Here is a 21933-nt window from a genome sequence, read left to right as displayed (position 1 = left end):
ATGAAAGTCAGATTGGGGTTTGTTGCTAATTCCCTCTCCTTATGGGACGCAAGCCCTGCCAAAACCATGACCTTCAAACGATATTCTGATCTTCCAAAAGAGGAACGAATGGATCGTTTGAAGGAAGTAACAAGATTAAACCTGGAACATACGAAACGCATACTGTATCTGTGCGCAGCTCACGAAATTGAACTGTACCGACTATCAAGCTCACTTGTTCCGTTAGCTACTCACCCGGATGTTGAATGGGACTTCTATTCCCCATTTAAAGACGAATGGAAAGAGCTTGGGGATCTGATCAAAAGGTTTGGGATCAGGGCAAGTTTTCACCCTAATCAGTTCACTTTATTCACCAGTCCCAAGCAGCATGTCACTGACAACGCCGTAAAGGATATGGTTTATCATTACCGCATGCTTGAATATATGGGGATAGAGGATAGCTCTGTCATTAACATTCATATCGGTGGAAGCTATGGTGATAAGGCAGAAACGCTTGTACGCTTTCATGAGAATTTGAAAAGCCTCCCGACTGATGTGAAAAAGATCATGACCCTGGAGAACGACGACAAAACCTATACGGTAGAAGAAACATTAGGTGTCTGTCAAAGAGAAAACATCCCCATGGTCCTTGATATCCACCATCACGAGGCCAACCTTAGTGAGAAGCCATTAGAAGATTATCTTGAAGCGATTTTTGCCACATGGGAAAAGAGAGATCTCGTTCCAAAAATACATATTTCCTCGCCGAAATCGGACAAAGCATTCCGCTCTCACGCTGATTTGGTGGATGCAGGCTTTGTAGAAGGATTTTTCAAAACTCTCAAGACGTTCGATCAGGACATTGATTTTATGATTGAAGCAAAGCATAAAGATCTGGCCATGTTGAAGCTGATAGAGGATCTCTCGACGATTCGGGGAGTAAAGCGGATTAGCGGCGGGGCGTTGGAATGGTAGAAGAAAAGATGAACACGCTGTTGTTCGTCTTTTTTTGTCTATTCCGGGAACCGGTCTTTGGAAGCTATCGGTTCCTGGAATCGATTCCTATGTAGATTTCATTTAAAGACCGATTCAATCCAAGGCTGAATGGCTGTGAAGGCTTTAAATCCAAGGTAAATACCTACGATTCCTGCAATTCCGGCCAAGGCAGGCGGTGCAGGAATAGGAAGCTTGAATAGTGCAAAAATAAAACCAACCAGGAAACCGGTCACAATCGCTAAAATAACTGTTTTCATAACATCCTCCTGAACAGTATGTCTACTTTTATTATACGTCAAAGCTTGAGAAATATAAGAAAAAGGTCCACCCCGAGGGACGGACCTTTTTCATCTATCGTCATTACATTTTTTCCGGAGCGGCAACTCCGATTAATGCAAGAGCGTTTTGTAATGTGACTCGAACCACTTTTACAAGAGCCAAACGAGCCGTTGTAAGTTCACGGTTTTCTTCATCAAGAACCTTATTGGCATTGTAGAAGCTGTGGAAAGCTGATGCCAGGTCGTTAATGTAGTTTGCCACACGGTGAGGTGTACGTTTCTCCGCAGCATCGGCAACCATTTGCGGGAATTCACCTAATTTTTTCAGTAAATCCACTTCTTTTTCCGTACCGATCAGCTTTAAGTCGATCTTGTCTTCTGAAGCGAGTCCCTGCTCCTCTGCTTGACGAAGAATGCTGCAAATACGCGCGTGGGCATATTGAGCATAGTACACTGGATTTTCATTAGATTGGGATACCGCTAAGTCCAAATCAAAGTCCATATGCGTATCGGCACTTCTCATGGCAAAGAAATAACGGACTGCATCCAGGCCGACCTCTTCTACAAGCTCACGTAAAGTGACTGCTTTACCTGTACGCTTACTCATCTTCATCTTCTCACCATTTTTATAAAGGTGAACAAGTTGAATCACTTCTACTTCTAACTTCTCACGGTCAAAACCAAGTGCTTCAATCGCCGCCTTCATACGAGGGATGTATCCGTGGTGGTCAGCACCCCAAATATTGATCAGCACATCGTGCCCGCGTTCGAATTTATCCTGGTGATAGGAAATATCCGGGGTCAAGTACGTGTACGTCCCATCATTCTTGATGAGAACACGGTCTTTGTCATCCCCAAGTTCAGTCGAACGGAACCAGGTCGCCCCGTCTTCTTCATAAACGTGACCATTGTCTTTTAATGTTTTTAACGCAGCATCAATTTTACCGTTTTCGTAGAGTGAAGTTTCAGAGTACCACACGTTGAATGGCACACGGAACATTTCAAGGTCCTTTTGAAGCTTCGCCATTTCGATCTTCAGTCCATACTCACGGAAGAACTTGTAGCGCTCTTCGTCGCTAACTTCCGCATATTTCGAACCGAATTCTCCCGCCAGTTTCTTCCCGATTCCGATGATGTCCGCCCCGTGATATCCATCTTCAGGCATCGCTTTGTCTTCACCAAGAGCTTGGAAATAACGGGCCTCGACCGAAATCGCCAGGTTATGGATTTGGTTTCCTGCATCATTGATGTAGTATTCACGCGTTACTTTATAACCTGCTTTTTCAAGAACGTTACATAGGGAATCACCTACAGCCGCTCCACGGGCATGTCCAAGGTGAAGGTCACCTGTCGGGTTGGCAGATACAAACTCCACGTTCACTCTCTCGCCATTCCCAGCATTAGATTGGCCATATTGCTGGTCTTGATCAAGAATCAATGGAATCAAGTCGGTCAAGTATTCATTGTTCATATAGAAGTTAATGAATCCAGGTCCTGCGATCTCCATTTTTTCAATTGATGCCTTGGACTGGTCGAAGTTCGCCATAATGTCCTCTGCAATCATGCGCGGCGCTTTTTTCGCTACGCGTGCAAGCTGCATCGCCATATTGGTAGAGTAGTCACCGTGGGATTTTTCTTTCGGGATTTCTAAAATAACATCAGAAATCTGGTCCTCTGTTGCGAGTCCCGCTTTCAGAACTGCTGCTTTTATTTCGGATTTCAGGTTTTCTTGTACTTTTTCGACAATATTCATGTGCCTATGCTTCCTCCTTATAGTGAATGGACATAACATAATCCCCTACTGGACTGTCTTGCATTTTTAACTCGTAAGAAAGGTTGAAATCCCCTTCAAGTATTGAGTCACTTTGTGTATGTGAAAGTTTCTTTGTTTTGGTTGTAAGTAAGAGAGTACCCATCTGGCTTTCATAAGAACCATTTTGTTCCTCCCGTTCGTTAAAGGCCATTCTCATTTTCACTGCACCGCTTCTGAGAATGAGAGCTTGTTGATCAGAGACTTTAACAATCGTATGGGTGGTTCCTTCCTCTTGCACCTCATCGTACTTCAGGAAAACGGCATCTCCTTTTTCATAGTATCGACCAAATGATACCAGTTCAAAAGAGTCACTTTCCTCTCCTATTGTGATTTTGGTTTTCAAGTGAACTTTGACAGGGGTGTAATCTGTTTTTGCCGTCAAACCACTCACATCCTTTTCTATATTAGGGTCCGATCAAGTGATAGGTCCGTCCCTCTTTTAGACGTCCCTTCCTTCTAACTAATTAAGTATAAGAAGTATTGTGGGAAATTGCAATGGAACACGATGAGTTTTCATTTTGCGGATTGGATGTAAGCGGATTTATGGTAAAAGAAAAGCCCCTTCCGACGATCAGAAGAGGCTTTTGGGAGTTTATTTTACCCAACCAAGGAGCATTTCGCGAATCAGCTTACTTGCTGTATTGGCTGTTTGCTCTGATGGATCATAGATCGGGGCAACTTCTACAAGGTCTGCTCCTACTACATTTACGTCAGAGTGAGCGATGGCATGGATCGATGCCAGTAATTCTTTAGACGTAATCCCACCGCAATCTACGGTTCCTGTACCAGGAGCGTGTGCAGGGTCTAATACATCGATATCAATTGTCACGTACACAGGACGTCCTGCAAGCTGTGGAAGAATTTGCTTCAACGGCTCAAGTACTTCAAATTTCGAGATATGCATACCGTTTTCTTTCGCCCATTGGAATTCCTCTTTCATCCCGGAACGGATTCCGAATGAATAGACATTCTTCGGTCCGATATGCTCAGCGATCTTGCGGATCGGAGTGGAGTGGGATAATGTCTCTCCTTCATACTCTTCACGAAGATCTGTGTGAGCGTCCATATGAATGATCGCAAGGTCCGGATATTTCTTAGCGACTGCTTTCATGACCGGCCATGATACCAAGTGCTCCCCTCCCATTCCGAATGGGGTTTTTCCGTCTCCAAGAAGACCGTCGATATAATCTTCAATCATATCGATGCTTCGCTGCGGGTTACCGAATGGCAATGGAATATCCCCGGCATCAAAGAATTTCACTTCTTCGAGCTCGCGGTCAAGATACGCACTGTACTCTTCCAAACCGATCGAAACTTCACGAATACGAGCCGGGCCAAAACGGGAACCGGGACGGTAACTTACCGTCCAATCCATCGGCATACCGTAAAGAACTACCTGGCTGTCTTCATAAGAAGGATGACTCTTAATAAACACATTACCTGAATAAGCCTCATCAAAACGCATACTCTTCAACCTCTCTTTTTTAGAGGGACGGACCTTCAGGAGGTGCTTCAGCACCTCCTGAGGTCCGTCCCTGCCTCAATTTAAACTATTTCACTGAATTTTGAGGTCCGTCCCTCAAATTTTCTTTATTTCGTCAGGTCTTTAACGAATTTAGGAAGGGCGAATGCTGCTTTGTGCAGTTCTGGTGTGTAGTATTTTGTTTCGATATCATGGAAACGGTCTTCCGGCACTTCGATTGGATCGTGCTTTTTCGAACCGATCGTGAATGCCCATAGTCCGCTTGGGTATGTCGGGATATTCGCTGTGTACAGACGGGTAATCGGGAAGATTTCCTTTACATCGCTTTGTACTTGGCGAATAAGATCCGCTTTGAACCAAGGATTATCACATTGCGCGACAAAGATTCCGTCTTCTTTCAGTGCTTTCGAAATTCCTGCATAGAAACCTTTTGTGAATAGGTTTACAGCTGGACCGACCGGCTCAGTGGAGTCAACCATGATCACGTCATATTCATTTTCACTTTTCGCGATGTGCATGAAGCCATCGTCCACTTGTACGTCAACGCGCTCGTTTTCCAATTCTCCAGCAATCTCCGGAAGATACTTCTTAGAGTACTCGATCACTTTTCCGTCGATTTCAACAAGTACCGCTTTCTTCACGCTTGGGTGCTTTAACACTTCACGGATTACGCCACCGTCTCCGCCACCAACAACTAATACTTTCTCAGGGTTTGGGTGTGTGAATAAAGGTACGTGAGCTACCATTTCGTGATAGACGAACTCGTCTTTTTGACTTGTCATCACCATTCCATCAAGGAATAGCATGTTACCCCACTCTTCTGTCTCTGCCATTTCAAGATATTGAAAATCCGTTTGCTCTGTATGTAAAGTCTTCTTGATTTTCATCGTGATTCCGAAGTTTTCTGTTTGTTTTTCTGTGTACCAAAGTCCGCTCATTGTTTCAACTTCCCTTCTGTTTTTTATCGATTTTTCGCTATTTCCGTTCTTCGTTGTAAAAATCATATACCACTAGTTTGAGTTTTCACACGTTCATCTCAGGACAAAATAGATCACTCAATTAAGCGAAAGCCTTTAATGACGGGCTTTACTCCTATTTATTAAAACGTCCGCAACAGACGTCATTTTTATCCTTCCCTATCATGATAAATACAAACATGAGAAAAAGTATAGTGGAATCTAGCAAAATTTCAAGTGAAATTTTTTCTAAATCTTTGACGTTTAAAAACTCGCAAAACTTTTCATACTGATACTATACGCTAAACATAATATAGGATGTTTACTATTGTCCAATATACTAAGGTCCGTCCCTAAACACACGGACCTCGGGAGGAGAAGGTGGGGAGAGGCATGGAACTGATAGCACGAATGGAGAGAACAAAAAAGTATGCCAGAGTGGCAGTCGTTGCAGGTTTATTGGGGGCGGTTTTGATTCTTGTCGGTCTGATCGGAATTTTAACATATGCTAAAATCCAGGGGCCGCCTCCACTTGCTGTGCCTCAATCCACTTTGCTCTACGGTGAGGACGGTTCGGTTATAGGGGAAACGAATACAGGAGAGAAACGATATTGGGTGAGCCTGAAAGAAATCTCCCCTGCGCTCATCGAAGGCACCATCTCCATCGAAGACAAAAGCTTCTATCAGCACTATGGCTTCGATATCAAACGTATGGCGGGAGCAGCACTTGCCGATTTGAAAGCCATGTCAAAGGTACAAGGAGCCAGTACCATTTCCCAGCAGTATGCTCGTAATCTATTTTTATCCCATGACAAGACATGGAAAAGAAAGATTTCAGAAGCCCTCTATACGATTCGTATCGAAATGAACTATTCGAAGAAAGAAATTCTGGAAGGCTATTTAAATACCATCTATTATGGACACGGCGCCTACGGGGTCCAGGCGGCAAGTCAATACTATTTCGGTAAGGATGCCAATCAATTGACCGTTGCAGAAGCCGCTATGATTGCCGGCATCCCGAAAGCACCGACGTACTATTCACCCGTGGCCAATATGGAGAATGCCAAGAAGCGTCAGGAGCTGATCCTCCAGTCCATGACCGAGGACGGCTTCATTACAAAAGAACAACAGGTCGTTTCAAAGGCAGCTCCGATTACTATTACAGGCGAGCACGCACACCATAAGGCAGAAACGGCTCCGTATTTTCAAGATGTTGTGAAAAGCATTCTCCGCTCAGACTTAGGCATAGAAGATCGAACCGTTGAAATGGGCGGACTGAAGGTATACACAACCCTCAATCCCGACCATCAAAAAGTCGCAGAAAAAGTCGTGAAGGAACAAATCCCCGATGAGTCTGATATTCAGCTGGGCTTTGTATCGATGAACCCAAAGAATGGTCATGTAACAGCGCTTGTCGGTGGAAGAAGCTATGAGGAAAGCCCGTTTAATCGTGCGGTTCAGGCCATTCGTCAGCCGGGATCAACGATTAAACCGCTCCTGTACTATTCTGCCCTGGAGCAAGGTTTCACACCGTCAACGACGATGAAAAGTGAGTTAACTTCATTCACATTTGATGATGGCAAAGCGAAATACACACCTCACAACTACAACAATAAATATGCAGGGGATGATATCACCCTTGCTCAGGCCATTGCCCTTTCCGATAATGTGTACGCAGTGAAAACCCACCTTTTCATCGGTCAGGATACCTTAACGAAAACAGCACAGGATACATTCGGATTAACGACAAAGGTAAAAAAGTATCCTTCCTCTGCACTCGGTACATCAGGGGCAAGAGTCATCGATATGGTCAACGCCTACAATATCTTCGCAAACGGAGGTTATAAGGTGAAACCGGTATTCATTACGCGTGTGGAAGACTGGTCCGGTAACGTCATTTACGAAAATAAATCTGAAAAAGAACAAGTTTTGGACCCTGATCAAGCGTATGTCATGACACATATGCTGAGTGGAATATTTGATCAAAAGCTCAATGATTACTCAACGGTGACGGGGATCCAGATCCGGAAAGACGCCACCCGTCCCTATGCCGGGAAATCAGGTACCACCAACACAGATAACTGGATGATCGGCTACTCACCTCAGCTCACTGCAGGGGTGTGGACCGGATATGACAAAGAAAAAGAAATCTCCCTGGTCGACGATAAATATTTAGCCAAGAAACTCTGGGTGAATTTCATGGAAGAAGCCCTGAAGGATGAACCCGTCAAAAACTTCAAACCGACGAAGGGTGTCGTCGGCGTAGCCGTGAATCCTCATAACGGGAAACTGGCCACAGAGGACTGTCCCGTGCAGCGCTTCACGTACTTTGTAAAAGGAACCGAACCAACCGAGTACTGTCATGAACACCTGGGTGAAAATGAAGCACCGAAAGAAAAGACACCAGTGAAAAAAGAAGAAAAGCCTTGGTATGAAAAGGTGAAGGATTGGATTTTTTAACAGAAAAGCGGAAGGGCTTTGCCCAGAGGCGACAAGCATAAGGCGAACCTGCTGAAAAGGCGGGTTTTTGCCTTATTGGCAGGTTTGACTTATGACCTCGAGCCTCTAAGCCCTGGAGCTGGACATACCGAAAAGCGGAAGCGGCTTGTTCAGGCCCGACAAGCATAAGGCGAGAACGCCGGAAAGGCGCTCCTTGCCTTTTTGGCGTTCTTGACTTATGACCTCGAGGGACTAGCCGCTGGAGCTGGACATTTCGAAAAGCGGAAGGGGCTCGCCCTGGGGTGACAAGCATAAGACGAGTCACCCGGTAAGGCGCCCTTTGCCTTTTTGGGTGACTTGGCTTATGACCTCGAGCCCCAAGCCCCTGGAGCTGGACATTTCGAAAAGCGGAAGCGGGTTGTTCAGGCCAAAAAGTGTAGTGTTCACATTTTAGCGCAACAAAGTTCAAAAGTGGCACAAGTTAATTAGAAAGTCCCCTCAACAAATCCAATTCACACCCTCAAATCACTCTAAATCTCTATAAAAAAACGAAAAACCACGGGTTTGTGCGAACCCGTGGTTTTTCATGTCCTAGTTTATGTGCAAACTGTGATTTAAGTGTACTTTTTTTCAAGCATAAGGGCAAGATGTGAACGACATATTCAAAAAAATGTCATAGTTTGTTCACAAAAGAAGTTTTTTCTATCTTTTTAAACTTTTAACGCTTCCTTTAATTCGTCTTTTGAGCGTTCCCACATACCCTCATCATGTTTCTTCAGGAAGTCAGTGAGAATCCCTTTCGACTTGTCGTCCAGATGATCAAGGACGATTTTACGTTTAATCGATTTATCCATATTATTCACATGCTCCGGCATGGACTTGTATCCTCTGCGCTTCTCACGGTTCACGACCATTTCACAAGCCGTCACGCCTGCATAGTACGGTCCATTTTCCATACGGTCAATGGTTACCCAGATTAACCAGTACGGCTTACCGCCTGCTGAATCATCCCGATTATTCGTGAATTTAATCCCTTTTTCAATTGGGCTCCTGGCATGCATCGCTCCGATTTCAATCGTCGCTTCCCCTTCTTCGACATCAATCATCACTGGGGAAACATTATCAAGACTTAATGAGCCTACACCATAGCCACCGTGGCCGTCAGTAGGATCACTTTTGATGATATTGAACCCGATGTTCTTTTTCTTTTCCATGTATCTTCACTCCTTCAAAGTTGACATTCTAGCTAAAGACTGAAAAAACAGTTGTAAAAATGGCACTGAAAGCCTGGTTGGTTGCTGTCATCCCACCTTGTAACAGCGGCCAGATCGTATACTCATCAAGGGGTGTGATCACGATGATCAGAAATAACACGACTCCATACTGCTCATACTGAGTCATTTTTGCCCTGATATGATTAGGTGATAAATCCTCTATGATCCGGTACCCATCCAGGGGAGGGAACGGCAGTAGATTAAACACAAATAACAACACATTCAGATACACGATCATCTGCAGGAGATCGATGACAAAGGGAGGAACCCCGACTCCACCAGTCACTCCTACAAAAAAATAAAAAAATCCGAATGCAATGAATGCAAGTAAGAAATTACTCAGCGGGCCTGCCACTGAAACTAATACCCCTGCCAAACGGGGATTTTTAAATCGGGATCTCATGACCGGCACAGGACGCGCCCAGCCAAACCCCGCAATTAAAATTAAAATGGTTCCCAGGGGATCCAGATGTTGAACCGGATTTAACGTGAGCCTTCCCTGATCCTTCGCTGTCGTGTCACCAAATTTGTACGCCACAAATGCATGGGCAAACTCATGAACCGTAAAGGCCATGACCAGGGCAATCACCACAAACGGAAGCTCTTCCAAGCGAAAGACGGAAATTGACTCAAAAAGAGAGCTAAATGTATCCAAAGTATGTACTCCTTTAAAAAATGATTTACTTTCTTATTCAATAGTATACAGAAAAATTCCTGCCTTCATGACCACTCTAAGGAACAATTCCAATTCCCCACCATAAGAAGCTTGCTCTTACAACCCCTACCATTTACATTTAAAAGGGGGGTTAAAACGAACATGCCTACCACAGATTGTACCAAATCCAAATGCAAGGAGCGAACCATAATGCCTTATATCACCGTAAAAATGCTCGAAGGCCGTTCAGAAGAACAGAAACGCGCCCTCGTCGAAAAAGTAACCGAAGCCGTAAGTGAAACAACCGGAGCACCTGAAGAAAAAATCGTTGTCTTCATTGAAGAAATGACGAAAGGTCACTATGCAGTCGGCGGTAAGAGACTCAGTGATCAATAAGAATTAAGGACAATAAGCCTGCCATCAGACCGATCGCAGGCTTCAATCGTTTTCTATACGAAGGAGCGCATATGAAATTCTTCAAATCCATGTCCCCTAAAGAAAAGTCCAACTGGAACAAAAGTGCCGTACTGGGATTCTATACATATATGGGGTTACTCGCCGTTAACTATATGTCTTCATTGATAATAGGCAGGGACCTCTTTTCCTCCGCCTTCCTCTTCTTTACTGGACTGGTCATCACATTCGGCTATGAAGCCTACTTAAACGTAAAAAAGGGGTAATTTCTCACTTTGATGAATACGATATACCAAACCCATATGGAAAGGAGGAAGTGAAATGGACATGGATACCGGTGATGTACTCTTCCAATTGTTCATGATGGCTTTCCTTGCAGCCATTGTGGTGGTTGCTTTCATGGTGGCAAAAGGGTTTCGAAATCGAAGGATCCAGCAGCGGAAATATGATAAACAAATTGAAGAAAAGCTTGATCAGATTATAGAAAAAATGGATCAAACACCTAAATAAAGTGAGGAAAATCGTTACGCTCTTGAGTGACGATTTTTTTGTTCATTTAAAAAGGGATCACCCATTTCGAGTGATCCCCGCCATTCATATGAAACGTCCTTTATTGGACGATTTTTTTCAATTTTAATCCTTCGATATATGCGAAGGCTTCGTCGATTTCTTCTTCTGTATATTTCTGTTTGCTCTTAAGTGTGAATACTTTCTCCACGACTTCATCTTTTGGAAGGTTATCAAAATATAAGACTGTCGAAACAAGTTCAAGAAAGCGTGCTGATTGAACGTTCATATCCGTCAGGCAATCTTCTAAACAGGGCATCTCTTTCTCATAGATCTGCAGGAAGTCTTCCCCTTCTTTGGTGACGGTGTACCTGTATTGATAATATCCACCCTTTTTCTCCTTCACCTCGGAGATGAATCCCATATTGCAGAGCTCTTCCACCCTGAGGGTAAGCTCTTCCGAGTATGGTCCATAAAAATGGAACTGAAATTTTTCCTGAAACGGGAATTCAAGCTTCTTCGCGATGAAGATCATCTTCTGAAGCTTTTTTCTTCCCACCACTTCACCCGAGGCTAAGAAGGCACTCATTAGTTTTGCATGATCTTTCAACAATGTACGTCATCTCCTACTCCTAGTATTGCGTTTTTCAGATCCTCATTGTGTCGTGTCGTTTATGTTAATTCTAGAATCGTACGTATTTGTCTCTTAATATTTTTCTTCGTTGATTCGTCATATAGTAAATCCACTGGATAATATAATTTATGATCGGTTCGGCGTTTTCCGGAAATAGAATCGACGATATCCGACTGCCTCGACAACTCGCGCAGCTCATCATTTCTCATTAACAGATGAATCGGAAGCCGTTCTTCTTCCTCCCCAGGTCTGTAGAAATCGTATGGAAGGTCTGAAGATGAGTCCACCACTAAATAATAGTCAGGGTCGATCCCCGCTTTTTTAAACAGAACTTCAAGCTCACTGTGCTTCTTATATTCCTTAGCCGGATCAAATTCCACGTACTTAAATAAATTACGGTTCATGAACCGCTCGCATAAGTCCCGTAAAATCGGATCCTCTTCTTCCTGCCAAATTTGGAAATAATACATAATGACCGCTTCATCCAGCTTCAAATAATCCTGAAGTGAAACCTCTTCTTCAAACAGGGAGTAAAAATGGATCGGGCTTTGCTTAAAAGAGTAATACTCTTCATGAAGCTCCTTCGCCCTATGTAGGATCTTCGTTAAAATCACTTCAGCACTCCGTGTGACCGGATGGAAATATACCTGCCAATACATCTGATAACGGCTCATAATATAATCTTCCACTGCATGCATTCCACTCTGTTTGATCACCACTTGGTCCTCACGGGGTCTCATCACACGAAGAATTCGCTCCATATCGAAATGACCGTAGCTGACCCCTGTAAAATAGGCATCACGCTGCAAATAATCCATTCGGTCCGCATCGATCTGACTTGAAATCAGACTGACAACCAGCTTGTTCTTATACGTTTTCGCAATCACTTCCGCTACATGTTTCGGGAAATCAGGTCCCACTTTCGTCAGAACCTCATTCACCTCTGTATCCCCTAAGATGATGGCTTGGGTGAAGTGCTCGTGATCCAGGTGAAACACTTTTTCAAAGGAGTGGGAAAACGGTCCATGCCCCAGATCGTGCAATAACGCAGCGCAAAGGGACAATAACCGCTCATCCTGATTCCACTCCGGTCTGCCTGCGAAGACATCGTCCACGATTCGGCGGATGATCTCATACACGCCAAGAGAATGATTGAACCGGCTATGCTCTGCACCATGAAAAGTCAGGTAAGTGGTTCCCAGCTGCCTGATCCTGCGAAGTCGTTGAAACTCTTTCGTTCCAATCAAATCCCAAATCACGCGATCCCTTACATGAACATACCGATGAACAGGGTCTTTAAATACTTTTTCTTCATGTAATTTCTGCTTGGCATACTCCATCTTCTACCCTCTTCCTAAACTAGCATATTTATATTATAGCTACTTTCGTACTGGTATTCATCTCGAATTCTGTCGAAAAAAATAGGTATTTGGCTTCTGAATGATCCATGCCAAGCGTTCCATTTCCTTCAAAAAAATTTCAGCTTTTAAGCACGCTTGACAAAAATCTACGCTTTCCCTACTTATTCTCTACCCTCTAACTAGTTTCCTTTTCCAATAAGAGCCAAACCTATATTTTTTTATTCAACAGAAAAGAAAAAACTCCCTCACTGGAAGTTTTCCTTTATTTCTTTATTTTCTTGATTACTTTTTCCATGAGTTCTTCTTCAGTCAACGCCGCTACAGGACGATTATTCACGAAAGCGAATGTCTTCTTGCGCCCTGGACCACAATAGGATTGACACGCAATATCGATCGGTGCATCCGGGTCAATTTCTTTTAATTTGGGAATCAATGTCTTTAGGTTAACGGCCTGACAATCATCGCAAACACGAAATTCGTTTGCCATTTGCCAACAACCCTTTCTATCTATTTAAATGATTTTTATTCGTCGTAAACATCGATTTATAGAATACAGTTTTCTGCAAAGTTTTGCAAGAGAACATCGTTTCCAGCTTGTGGGAACCCCCACTTATACAACGAAACTAGCAGACAAAAAATAAATTTAACATATTCGTATAAAAACCTATAAAACTGTCCATCCTTTAACCAACGAATCATTTAAGAAAACTATGGGAGTTGAGATGAAATGATGATGAAAACAAGACAGGATGCCTGGACGGAAGAAAATGATCTATTATTAGCCGAAACGGTCCTACGTCATGTACGGGAAGGCAGCACACAATTAAATGCCTTTGAAGAAGTCGGGGACAAACTGAACCGCACATCTGCCGCATGTGGATTCCGCTGGAACGCAGTGGTGCGTCACCAATACGAGAAAGCTCTTCAACTAGCAAAAAAACAACGCAAACAGCGCCACCGCATCCTCGGGAAAGACCAGGGCGGCAAGAAAAAGCTTTTGTACCAGCCACCAACGCCTTCATTCGAAGATTTAGATGCTATGTCTCTATCAATGTCTGAAGCCGAAGAAGAAATGGAATTTGCTGAGTACGAGAACTATGTGCCCGAAACGGAGCAGCTGGGGAAAGAATCCGAAGAAGCCCCGAAATTCGAAATGGAAGCAAGCGAGGAACCAGTCTACGTCACACATCAGGCGCCTGCCGCTAACCATGTTGTAAAGCCTTCAGGATTAAAAGGTGAAGTGACACTCGAAAAAGTCATTGCCTTCCTGCAAAACCTTGCTCAAACCAACATGAATTCCGACTATGTAAAAATAGAGAATCAGAGATTAAAGCAGGAAATCGCTGAAATCAGAAAAGAAAACAGCGAGCTTGAAAAGAAAGTCAAAGCTCTTGAAAACAATTCCGTCACCATGCAGGAAGACTACGAAACACTTATGCAAATCATGAACCGTGCCAGAAAGCTTGTCCTATTCGATGAAGACGATGCCAAAGCCCCACGTTTCAAAATGGATCCGAACGGAAACTTAGAAAAAGTAGCGGAATAATGCTAGTTCCCAACCAGTGCGCCTGTGGGCGTGCTGGTTTTTTGGTTGGGTTGTGACAGTATGGTGCCTTGTGGATGGTGTAGAGGTATGGGTTGTAGGAAGGTTTTGGAGCATAAGGGGGTTGCGAAGTGCTTGTGAATGTATGATCAAGCCTTTTTCTACAAAACTAAAAGAATGCAAAAGATGTATTTTATGTGAAAATACAGTTATTTCAAGACCTTTTCAGATGAAAATAAGGCTAACAGGCTAAAAATTGACCTTACGATAGGAATTGGTGCTTCAAAAGTAGTAGAGAGGAGTCGTCATTGCGTCATTTTAAAATTTTTTTGCGTCGTTTTTTTATTTTATGCGTCTTTTACCATTGTCAACCAATTCTCACACCACCAAAAAAGCCAGACCACAAATCAATCGAAGTCCAGCTTATCTATCTTTCTAACCTAAAAACTTCTCATTCCGATCAACGACTCTCTGATAATACATTTCATACATTCCATACTCTTCCCCTTGAAGGGCACTGCTATAAAACTCACCGCTGAACCCTTTCAACGATTGCAGAAAGCGGAGCATCACGTCTTGTATCGATAACTCGACTCCAAGCAGCTCCGATAAAGAAGCCATCACTTCAGGATCAATAACAGGAAACGTAAACTTCGTCGTTCCATCCTTCAACCCGGTCTCATAAAAACGCTGAATCAGCTTCGCTCGTTCAGCACCACTTCCATTGACGCAGAGGTACACCTGTACAGCTACCCCATTTCGAATCCTGCGCTGAGAAATACCCGCAAATTTCTGATCATGTATGCTCAAATCGTAACTTCCGGGACAGTAGGATTGCGTGATTTCCTTCGCCTCGATCTTCACATCAAAGTCCTTGAACATATCCTCAACAAGCAACCACATGGCATCGTAGCCACGGTTAATATCGATCCCTTTTTCAGAATCGGGGAAAACCAGTGATAGATTCAAAACTCCTTCATCCAATACAACGGCAAGGCCCCCGGAGTTTCGTACAATATATTGATAGCCTTCTTCTTCCAACACCTTCAAGGCATCCGAAAGAAACGGCAGCTTTGTATCCTGAATGCCCAGTACGACCGTTTGATGGTGCACCCATGAGCGTGCCGTCGGGTCTGACTGAGCTGCTCCAATCGCCGTGCACAACGTATCATCCATGGCAAACGACTGCAGGGCCCCGAACATCGGTCCCAAGCTCGATTGATCAATCACTCTCCATCTGTCTTGACGAAGCAGTGCATATGCTTTTTCCTTATCCATAACGCTTCTCCTTCACTCACAACATGCGAGCTCATTATATCATATAATGATGGGGTTGCTAAAAAAGGGTTGGACAATCCATGGGGTTCGCATTTCGTTTGAGATTGGTTGCCTGTTAAAAACTACGGTTATCTTGACAGATGAATATTCCGGTTTATTTGCCTGTTAAAAAAAGAGGGATATTTAACAGGCAAACGTAATTCTCTCCAGATCACTGGTGCCAGCCACCAATTCAGCACACACAAACGAAAAAAAAGCCGAACCCCAAAAGGATCCGGCTTTATATACAACATCTATTAAATTACAGCGCCTGAGCAGCCGTAATCAACGCAAGCTTATACACATCTTCTTCATTACAGCCGCGTGAAAGATCGTTTACAGGTGCGTTCAGTCCTTGAAGGATCGGGCCTACTGCTTCGAAGTTTCCTAGGCGTTGGGCAATTTTGTATCCGATGTTTCCTGCTTCAAGGCTCGGGAATACGAATACATTCGCATTACCTTGGATGTCGGCACCCGGTGCTTTTTTCTCTGCAACAGATGGAACGAATGCTGCGTCGAATTGGAATTCACCATCAATTGTCAGTTCCGGTGCTTTTTCTTTTGCAACGGAAACGGCTTCAACCACTTTTTCCGTTTCCGGTGATTTAGCCGAACCTTTTGTAGAGAAGCTTAGCATTGCAACACGAGGATCGATGTCAAACATTTCAGCTGTTTTCGCACTTTCGATTGCGATTTCAGCAAGATCCTGGCTGTCAGGTGAAATGTTGATCGCACAGTCAGCGAATACATACTTCTCTTCTTCACGTACCATGATGAAGACACCGGACGTTTTGCGGACGCCTTCTTTTGTTTTGATGATTTGAAGAGCCGGGCGAACCGTATCAGCTGTCGAGTGAGCTGCTCCACTTACAAGACCGTGAGCTTTGCCCGTGTATACAAGCATCGTTCCGAAATAGTTTCCGTCTAATAGGATTCTTTTCGCATCTTCTTCTGAGGCTTTTCCTTTACGGCGCTCTACGAATGCCTTCACAAGCTCGTCCATTCCAGGGAATGATGCCGGGTCTACAACGTCACAACCGTCAAGCTTCACACCAAGCTGGTCGGCTTTTGCATTGACTTCATCCACGTTACCGACTACGATCGGCGTCAAGATGCCGTCGCCGGCTAAACGGGAGGCTGCTGTTAGAATACGTTCGTCTGTACCTTCAGGGAAAACGATTTTTAACTCTTTTCCTTTTACTTTATCTGTTAATGTTGTAAATAAGTTGCTCAATAGAGGGACCTCCTTGATTTATACATATCCAATCTTAGAATACTCTTCTCATATAGGAATTCAAGGAAAAGGGGAAATGTTATCGGTTTCACGGAAAAAGTCTTTGTTTTCTAATAATTCCTATTTCCTTTTACCCTTTTCTCTACACCCCTAAGCCTATGTCATAATCTACTAGGATAGTGTGTTCCACATATCCCTTGCCTATCCACTATTTGTGCCATTTTAACGACATTGGGTTTTGTATTCTTACTCCAGGGCCAAACTATGATATAGTAAAGTTGGAAAAAGTACTTTAAGGAGTGATTACATTGGCAGAACCGGCACAAACGTTAGATGGTTGGTATTCCCTGCATGATTTTCGCGCGATGGATTGGACGTCCTGGAAGATGCTTCCGAGTGAAGAAAGATCCTCGGCGATTTCTGAATTCCACCGTTTCTTAGATAAGTTAAACAGCACGCAGGATGCGAAGGAAGGCAGTCACGCTCTTTACACGATCGTTGGTCAAAAAGCAGACTTCATGCTGATGATCCTTCGTCCTACGATGGAAGAATTAAATGAACTGGAAAATGAATTCAACAAGCTGAAGATCGCTGAATTCACGATTCCGACATACTCTTATGTTTCTGTAGTGGAACTTGGCAACTACATGCCTTCAGAGGGCGATCCTTATGATAATCCATATGTACAGGAGCGCATCTACCCGATCCTTCCGAAAGCGAATCATATCTGCTTCTATCCGATGGACAAGCGCCGCCAGGGTAATGATAACTGGTACATGCTGCCGATGGAAGAGCGTCGCGACATGATGAGAAGTCATGGAATGATCGGCCGCCAATACGCAGGAAAAGTCAAACAAATCATCACGGGCTCTGTTGGTTTTGATGATTACGAGTGGGGTGTGACCCTATTTGCTGACGACGTCCTTCAATTCAAAAAGCTTGTATACGAAATGCGTTTTGATGAAGTAAGTGCACGCTACGGCGAATTCGGTACTTTCTATGTAGGTAATCTATTAAAAGAAGAAGCAATCGCGAAATTCCTTCACGTGAACTAAATACAATGATAAACGACAAGCCCTCTTGGCTTGTCGTTTTTTTTTTAGGCTCTTTTCTTCTCAGATGGTTGTTTTGTAACATAAGATCTGCCTGGAGCTCTGTCAACAAGCGTGTGCTGGATGGTGTGGGGAACTGCTTCGCTTTCCGCGGACGTTCGGCCGAGCCTCCTCAGCTTCGCTTCCGGGGTCTCGGCACGTCCGTACTTCCGCAGGAGTCTACGCAGTTCCCCTCACCATCCATAAAAAAATTCATGACAGAGCTTGCTTAATATGGAAAACGGACTACTGCTCTCTTTAAATGAGGTCATTTACGGTGGTATCATTGTTTGGTTCATTTGAAAGATGGTTTAAGGATACTTCGATTTATGAGTTAACATAAAATTTTCTATTACTCCTTTGTAGATAGTTATTGGGGGAACAAACGCTCAATATTTCTACAATAGGAGCTTTTTTTGTTTTGGCCATCTGTCATTAGGAGCAGCACAGAGTGGATTGGAGCGGAAGGCACTTGACTCCTGCGGGAAATAGAGGAAAGGTCGAGACCCCACAGACGGAACGTCGAGGAGGCTCGACTTCCTCCCCGCGGAAAGCAAGTGCCTGGAGCGGAAAGTAACGGTCCCTATTTTCACACTACCCCTCATCTAAAACAGAAATTCATTTTTGAGAAGTTATGCAAAGACACAAAGTTTACGAAAGGAACTTTTATTAAAAAAAGTTCGTCTTCCTCATTCAAAAAACAAACGAATATATTTTTCTCCCCCTACATAGACATGAAATAGTGAGACATATAGCATCTTTAAAGTGAGGTGGCTGTTATTCCTTATCACGAGAAGGAAGTGAAACTTCTTGAAGTCCCGTTGTTTCTATCAGCCTGCTCAAAGAGATTGTCCGAAAGTATTTTAACTTTATTAAAAGGAGGTATTCGGTTTGGCTAATCAACAATCAAACCCGTATATGCAAGGGTATAATCCATATGGTCAATATTACGGAGGAGGGCAGGTTCAGGGTCAACAATATTATCCCCAACAGCAAGGTGGTGGAGGTTTCCAAGTACCTCCACCGACGAATGCTCCAGCCCCTACTCAAAATATTCAGGGGATGCTGCCGATTGAAGAATCATATATCGAGAATATTCTTCGCTTGAACAAAGGAAAAGTAGCGACTGTTTACACTACGTTTGAAAACAATACAGAATGGAATGCAAAAATCTTCAAAGGAATCATAGAAGCCGCGGGCCGGGATCACCTTATCCTGAGTGATCCACAAACGGGGACCAGGTACCTCATCCCGATGATTTACTTAGACTACATTACATTTGATGAAGAAATTGAATATGAATATCCGTATGGAGCTGGAGGTTCTATGCAAAGTTATTCCCAGCGATAAAAAAATACCCTGACAGGAGAATACTTTCCTGTCAGGGTATTTTACTTTTTTTATAACGTTTTCGCTGCAAAGACAATCAAAAGCACCCATGCTGCCAAGAAACTGACTCCGCCCAGAGGTGTGATTGCTCCAAGCACCTTGATTCCGGATAGGCTCAGTACATAAAGGCTTCCTGAGAATAAAATCGTTCCGATCAGCATCAGCCACCCGGACCAGGACAGTAATGAGGTTGGTGTCACATTCCCCATCAGTACCCCTACAATGATGATTCCGATGGCGTGAAACATCTGATAGAGAACTCCGGTATTCCAAATATCAATATACTTCTGTGAGATTTTCCCTTCCAATGCGTGGGCACCGAAAGCTCCTAAAGCGACTGATAAAAAGGCGTTGATAGCCCCAATAATGATAAATGTTTTCATGATGGACCTCCTGTTCTTTCTTTCACTTAGTGATTAAAAGTCGAATAATGAATTTCCATTCGCACCATCATCCGTTTCCAGAGGTTCTTCTTTCTGGATGGTGACAGGCTTCTGACTCGGTTGTGATTCCTGTAAATATGGCATCGCTTGTTGAGGTTGAAACGAAGGTGCTGCAGTGGCCCCCCCGTGGTTTTCCTCCAACAAAACTTCACATAGAGCCTTTATTGAATACACATGCTCACGGATTTGCTGAGACTTTTCGGCTGATTTTGCTTTTCCGAGCTCATGTTCAATTTTCTTTATTAATGATTGATGTGGGATATTCACAATTTATGACTCCTTCCACAAGTCTTCCCGTACGTGATTACATACAATATGTACTTCCTCTGTTTCACCTACATCACTATCCTAATTCTAAATGAAGGATTTCGCAAATATCTTCCTGAGTCATTTCTGTTTAGGCTTGAATTTCATACAGGGACTCCCTGATGATTGGAAAACCACCAGTGAAGGCATGGCTCTTGTTTTGAAACCATAGCCTTTACAGCCCCGGGGATGAGCCTGCTCCCACGTTGTATAAAAATATTGGCATTGAAAGCAGTTGATACGCTTCTCATTTATCATTTGGCATCCCCCTTCTACAAAACAAACCCCTCCATACACGAGGGGCCATCCATTGTTTCACGTGAAACATCCGGTTATTCGAGACACCAGTCAATCTCTTTTATGCCTTGATCCCGCAGAAATTCGTTTGTTTTAGTATATGGTTTACTTCCAAAGAAACCCCTGTGTGCAGATAATGGACTCGGATGAGGGGCCGTTACCATATAGTGCTTGGAAGAATCGATGAGGGCCTGCTTCGCCTGAGCGGGTTTCCCCCATAAAATAAACACCATCGGCTTCTCTCGCTCATTCAGGATCGAGATGACACGGTCCGTGAATTGTTCCCACCCTTTTCCCCGGTGGGAGTGCGCTTTCCCTTCTTGTACGGTTAAGACGGTATTTAACAGCAGGACACCTTGCTCTGCCCATTTTACCAGGGAGCCATGGGGAGGGATCTGACATCCGATATCATCATGAAGCTCTTTGTACATATTTCGTAACGACGGCGGAATCTTGACTCCTTTTTTGACAGAAAAACTTAAGCCTTCTGCCTGATTCGGCCCATGATAAGGATCTTGTCCAAGCAATACAACTTTCACATCTTCGTAAGCTGTATAATGAAAAGCATTGAAGATGTCATGCATGGAAGGATACGTCGTGTTCGTTTCATATTCCCCTTTAAGCCATTCTCTCAAGGTCTGATAGTACTCCCTCTGAAGTTCACCTTCCAGAATGTCTGCCCAATCGTTTTGAAAAATCTTTGTCACTGTTAGACATCCTTTCTAGTCCTTAAATTGAATCGTAACGTCATAACCCAATTGTTCAAAGAAACCTTTCAATGATTTCTCTGCGTTTTTTTCCGCGGCTTGAAGCAACCCCTGCTCAACCGCCTCCTGACTGATTTGGTCCTTTGCCACTTCCGCAAGGGCAAACCCTTCGTTCCAGTCCACATCATTTCTGAAGATCCCTTCTACGGAGAAGGTCTTAATGTTCTCAGTATCAATGGAAGGGTCTTGGAGAATCTCAGCACGTGGCAGGGTTAATTGAATTTCTTTCTTCTCTTCATCAACTACAATATCGTCTTCATCGATTCCCTGTAAATCAACCCCTGCCAGGACGGCTCCAGGGACCACCATCAGAAGCTTACGTTTTGTCCCGGGTATATCCGTATTGATGTCTTTCCCGAATAATTGATTATCCTCCTGCTCGATCACGGCCTTTATAAACCCTTGAGCCGTGGCCAGGGAACTCATCTCTTGAATCCGTTCGACAAATGCCCCCTTCTCTTCTGTAAAGGTAGATCCGGATAACAAGGAATAGACCCCTATGGATACTCCTCCTACTAATAGGATGAAAAGAAGGAGAATCAACAACACTCTATTTTTCCAAAAGGACAGAACGGATGTTGTTAATTTCCAAGCCGGAAAACGTCTACTGCTTCTATTCTCAAACGCCAAAGAGGCACCGGTTTCTCTTTCACTCGCTTTCAAATCTGCTAAAAGCGCTTCAATTTCTTGTATTTTCTTGTATTGATTTGTCAAATGCTTCACCTTCCTCTCTTCTATTATAGGAAATAATGTAGAA

24 protein-coding genes are annotated in these 21933 nt (G+C 43.7%); 8 read left to right on the top strand and 16 right to left on the bottom strand.

Annotated elements, in window-relative coordinates:
* Positions 1 to 954, top strand: a complete 954-nt coding sequence (gene uvsE / locus RSX31_RS17095; RefSeq protein WP_148996317.1) for a UV DNA damage repair endonuclease UvsE — start codon at positions 1 to 3, stop codon at positions 952 to 954.
* 98 nt (positions 955 to 1052) lie between these two features.
* Here the strand turns inward: uvsE and RSX31_RS17090 are convergent, their stop codons facing one another.
* The 5 genes from RSX31_RS17090 to speE all read right to left on the bottom strand — a co-directional run bounded on the left by RSX31_RS17090 (position 1053) and on the right by speE (position 5487).
* Positions 1053 to 1232 (bottom strand): XapX domain-containing protein, encoded by a 180-nt coding sequence (locus RSX31_RS17090; protein WP_148970668.1) that lies wholly within the window; start codon positions 1230 to 1232, stop codon positions 1053 to 1055.
* Positions 1233 to 1335: 103 nt separating this feature from the next.
* The gene (gene argS / locus RSX31_RS17085; protein WP_315635285.1) at positions 1336 to 3006 is read right to left on the bottom strand and encodes an arginine--tRNA ligase; all 1671 of its coding nucleotides are present in this window, start codon (positions 3004 to 3006) and stop codon (positions 1336 to 1338) included.
* A gap of 4 nt (positions 3007 to 3010) precedes the next feature.
* Positions 3011 to 3448: a DUF1934 domain-containing protein gene (locus tag RSX31_RS17080; protein ID WP_262372008.1), complete on the bottom strand. Its 438-nt coding sequence runs from the start codon at positions 3446 to 3448 to the stop codon at positions 3011 to 3013.
* A gap of 210 nt (positions 3449 to 3658) precedes the next feature.
* Entirely contained in the window at positions 3659 to 4531 is an 873-nt protein-coding gene (gene speB, locus RSX31_RS17075) for an agmatinase (RefSeq protein WP_148996314.1), read from the bottom strand.
* A 125-nt stretch (positions 4532 to 4656) separates the two neighbouring features.
* Positions 4657 to 5487: a spermidine synthase gene (speE, locus tag RSX31_RS17070; RefSeq protein ID WP_148996313.1), complete on the bottom strand. Its 831-nt coding sequence runs from the start codon at positions 5485 to 5487 to the stop codon at positions 4657 to 4659.
* Positions 5488 to 5898: 411 nt separating this feature from the next.
* Between speE and RSX31_RS17065 the strand changes: the two genes are divergently transcribed.
* Entirely contained in the window at positions 5899 to 7965 is a 2067-nt protein-coding gene (locus tag RSX31_RS17065) for a transglycosylase domain-containing protein (protein WP_315635281.1), read from the top strand.
* 689 nt (positions 7966 to 8654) lie between these two features.
* Here RSX31_RS17065 and RSX31_RS17060 read toward each other — a convergent pair.
* Both RSX31_RS17060 and RSX31_RS17055 read right to left on the bottom strand, forming a co-directional pair.
* Positions 8655 to 9158: a YwhD family protein gene (locus RSX31_RS17060; RefSeq protein ID WP_148970664.1), complete on the bottom strand. Its 504-nt coding sequence runs from the start codon at positions 9156 to 9158 to the stop codon at positions 8655 to 8657.
* A gap of 28 nt (positions 9159 to 9186) precedes the next feature.
* On the bottom strand, positions 9187 to 9792 hold the full coding sequence (locus RSX31_RS17055) for a site-2 protease family protein (protein WP_315635604.1): 606 nt from the start codon (positions 9790 to 9792) through the stop codon (positions 9187 to 9189).
* Between the two features lie 291 nt (positions 9793 to 10083).
* On the opposite strand from RSX31_RS17055, the gene RSX31_RS17050 reads away from it, so the two are divergent.
* The 3 genes from RSX31_RS17050 (at position 10084) to RSX31_RS17040 (ending at position 10797) form a co-directional block, all read left to right on the top strand.
* On the top strand, positions 10084 to 10269 hold the full coding sequence (locus RSX31_RS17050; RefSeq protein ID WP_034765056.1) for a 2-hydroxymuconate tautomerase: 186 nt from the start codon (positions 10084 to 10086) through the stop codon (positions 10267 to 10269).
* 71 nt (positions 10270 to 10340) lie between these two features.
* On the top strand, positions 10341 to 10553 hold the full coding sequence (locus RSX31_RS17045) for a hypothetical protein (RefSeq protein ID WP_148996311.1): 213 nt from the start codon (positions 10341 to 10343) through the stop codon (positions 10551 to 10553).
* Between the two features lie 55 nt (positions 10554 to 10608).
* Positions 10609 to 10797: a DUF4083 family protein gene (locus RSX31_RS17040; protein ID WP_148996310.1), complete on the top strand. Its 189-nt coding sequence runs from the start codon at positions 10609 to 10611 to the stop codon at positions 10795 to 10797.
* Between the two features lie 100 nt (positions 10798 to 10897).
* Here RSX31_RS17040 and RSX31_RS17035 read toward each other — a convergent pair whose 3' ends face one another.
* The 3 genes from RSX31_RS17035 to RSX31_RS17025 all read right to left on the bottom strand — a co-directional run bounded on the left by RSX31_RS17035 (position 10898) and on the right by RSX31_RS17025 (position 13276).
* Positions 10898 to 11407, bottom strand: coding sequence for a YwgA family protein (locus RSX31_RS17035; RefSeq protein ID WP_148970661.1), 510 nt, complete (start codon positions 11405 to 11407; stop codon positions 10898 to 10900).
* 59 nt (positions 11408 to 11466) lie between these two features.
* Entirely contained in the window at positions 11467 to 12768 is a 1302-nt protein-coding gene (locus RSX31_RS17030) for an HD domain-containing protein (protein WP_148970660.1), read from the bottom strand.
* Positions 12769 to 13051: 283 nt separating this feature from the next.
* Positions 13052 to 13276, bottom strand: coding sequence for a DUF1450 domain-containing protein (locus tag RSX31_RS17025; protein WP_034765044.1), 225 nt, complete (start codon positions 13274 to 13276; stop codon positions 13052 to 13054).
* Between the two features lie 246 nt (positions 13277 to 13522).
* On the opposite strand from RSX31_RS17025, the gene RSX31_RS17020 reads away from it, so the two are divergent.
* Positions 13523 to 14335, top strand: coding sequence for an RsfA family transcriptional regulator (locus RSX31_RS17020; RefSeq protein WP_315635603.1), 813 nt, complete (start codon positions 13523 to 13525; stop codon positions 14333 to 14335).
* A gap of 432 nt (positions 14336 to 14767) precedes the next feature.
* On the opposite strand, the gene RSX31_RS17015 is transcribed toward RSX31_RS17020, so the two are convergent.
* Both RSX31_RS17015 and pta read right to left on the bottom strand, forming a co-directional pair.
* Entirely contained in the window at positions 14768 to 15610 is an 843-nt protein-coding gene (locus RSX31_RS17015) for a lipoate--protein ligase family protein (protein WP_148970659.1), read from the bottom strand.
* Between the two features lie 301 nt (positions 15611 to 15911).
* A complete protein-coding gene (pta, locus tag RSX31_RS17010; RefSeq protein ID WP_148996309.1) occupies positions 15912 to 16883 on the bottom strand; it encodes a phosphate acetyltransferase in 972 nt (323 codons plus the stop codon).
* A gap of 308 nt (positions 16884 to 17191) precedes the next feature.
* On the opposite strand from pta, the gene hemQ reads away from it, so the two are divergent.
* Both hemQ and gerQ read left to right on the top strand, forming a co-directional pair.
* On the top strand, positions 17192 to 17938 hold the full coding sequence (gene hemQ, locus RSX31_RS17005; protein WP_148970657.1) for a hydrogen peroxide-dependent heme synthase: 747 nt from the start codon (positions 17192 to 17194) through the stop codon (positions 17936 to 17938).
* A 954-nt stretch (positions 17939 to 18892) separates the two neighbouring features.
* Complete coding sequence (gene gerQ, locus RSX31_RS17000) at positions 18893 to 19324, top strand: spore coat protein GerQ (protein WP_148970684.1); 432 nt, start codon at positions 18893 to 18895, stop codon at positions 19322 to 19324.
* Between the two features lie 50 nt (positions 19325 to 19374).
* Here the strand turns inward: gerQ and RSX31_RS16995 are convergent, their stop codons facing one another.
* The 4 genes from RSX31_RS16995 to RSX31_RS16980 form a co-directional block, all read right to left on the bottom strand.
* A complete protein-coding gene (locus tag RSX31_RS16995; protein ID WP_113969283.1) occupies positions 19375 to 19746 on the bottom strand; it encodes a DUF423 domain-containing protein in 372 nt (123 codons plus the stop codon).
* Positions 19747 to 19779: 33 nt separating this feature from the next.
* Positions 19780 to 20073: a YwdI family protein gene (locus RSX31_RS16990; RefSeq protein WP_148970656.1), complete on the bottom strand. Its 294-nt coding sequence runs from the start codon at positions 20071 to 20073 to the stop codon at positions 19780 to 19782.
* Between the two features lie 371 nt (positions 20074 to 20444).
* On the bottom strand, positions 20445 to 21116 hold the full coding sequence (locus tag RSX31_RS16985; RefSeq protein ID WP_315635275.1) for a uracil-DNA glycosylase: 672 nt from the start codon (positions 21114 to 21116) through the stop codon (positions 20445 to 20447).
* 15 nt (positions 21117 to 21131) lie between these two features.
* Positions 21132 to 21890 carry a DUF4230 domain-containing protein gene (locus tag RSX31_RS16980; RefSeq protein WP_262372006.1) on the bottom strand — a complete coding sequence of 253 codons (759 nt, stop codon included), beginning with the start codon at positions 21888 to 21890 and terminating at the stop codon, positions 21132 to 21134.
* Positions 21891 to 21933 lie beyond the last annotated feature (43 nt).

It is taken from the genome of Rossellomorea yichunensis, assembly GCF_032337515.1.
GTDB lineage: Bacteria > Bacillota > Bacilli > Bacillales > Bacillaceae_B > Rossellomorea > Rossellomorea yichunensis.
Note: the sequence above shows the minus strand (reverse complement) of the source record. Positions and strands in the feature narration are given on the sequence as shown.

Excerpts from the sequence above, each read along its gene's own strand:
- RSX31_RS17050 (WP_034765056.1), top strand. The coding sequence starts at position 10,084 with ATGCCTTATATCACCGTAAAAATGCTCGAAGGCCGTTCAGAAGAACAG.
- RSX31_RS17055 (WP_315635604.1), bottom strand. The coding sequence starts at position 9,792 with ATGGCCTTTACGGTTCATGAGTTTGCCCATGCATTTGTGGCGTACAAA.
- RSX31_RS17030 (WP_148970660.1), bottom strand. The coding sequence starts at position 12,768 with ATGGAGTATGCCAAGCAGAAATTACATGAAGAAAAAGTATTTAAAGAC.
- gerQ (WP_148970684.1), top strand. The coding sequence starts at position 18,893 with ATGCAAGGGTATAATCCATATGGTCAATATTACGGAGGAGGGCAGGTT.
- RSX31_RS17065 (WP_315635281.1), top strand. The coding sequence starts at position 5,899 with ATGGAACTGATAGCACGAATGGAGAGAACAAAAAAGTATGCCAGAGTG.
- RSX31_RS17090 (WP_148970668.1), bottom strand. The coding sequence starts at position 1,232 with ATGAAAACAGTTATTTTAGCGATTGTGACCGGTTTCCTGGTTGGTTTT.
- RSX31_RS17060 (WP_148970664.1), bottom strand. The coding sequence starts at position 9,158 with ATGGAAAAGAAAAAGAACATCGGGTTCAATATCATCAAAAGTGATCCT.
- RSX31_RS17045 (WP_148996311.1), top strand. The coding sequence starts at position 10,341 with ATGAAATTCTTCAAATCCATGTCCCCTAAAGAAAAGTCCAACTGGAAC.
- RSX31_RS16995 (WP_113969283.1), bottom strand. The coding sequence starts at position 19,746 with ATGAAAACATTTATCATTATTGGGGCTATCAACGCCTTTTTATCAGTC.
- RSX31_RS17020 (WP_315635603.1), top strand. The coding sequence starts at position 13,523 with ATGAAAACAAGACAGGATGCCTGGACGGAAGAAAATGATCTATTATTA.
- speE (WP_148996313.1), bottom strand. The coding sequence starts at position 5,487 with ATGAGCGGACTTTGGTACACAGAAAAACAAACAGAAAACTTCGGAATC.
- argS (WP_315635285.1), bottom strand. The coding sequence starts at position 3,006 with ATGAATATTGTCGAAAAAGTACAAGAAAACCTGAAATCCGAAATAAAA.
- speB (WP_148996314.1), bottom strand. The coding sequence starts at position 4,531 with ATGCGTTTTGATGAGGCTTATTCAGGTAATGTGTTTATTAAGAGTCAT.
- RSX31_RS17040 (WP_148996310.1), top strand. The coding sequence starts at position 10,609 with ATGGACATGGATACCGGTGATGTACTCTTCCAATTGTTCATGATGGCT.
- uvsE (WP_148996317.1), top strand. The coding sequence starts at position 1 with ATGAAAGTCAGATTGGGGTTTGTTGCTAATTCCCTCTCCTTATGGGAC.
- RSX31_RS17025 (WP_034765044.1), bottom strand. The coding sequence starts at position 13,276 with ATGGCAAACGAATTTCGTGTTTGCGATGATTGTCAGGCCGTTAACCTA.
- RSX31_RS17015 (WP_148970659.1), bottom strand. The coding sequence starts at position 15,610 with ATGGATAAGGAAAAAGCATATGCACTGCTTCGTCAAGACAGATGGAGA.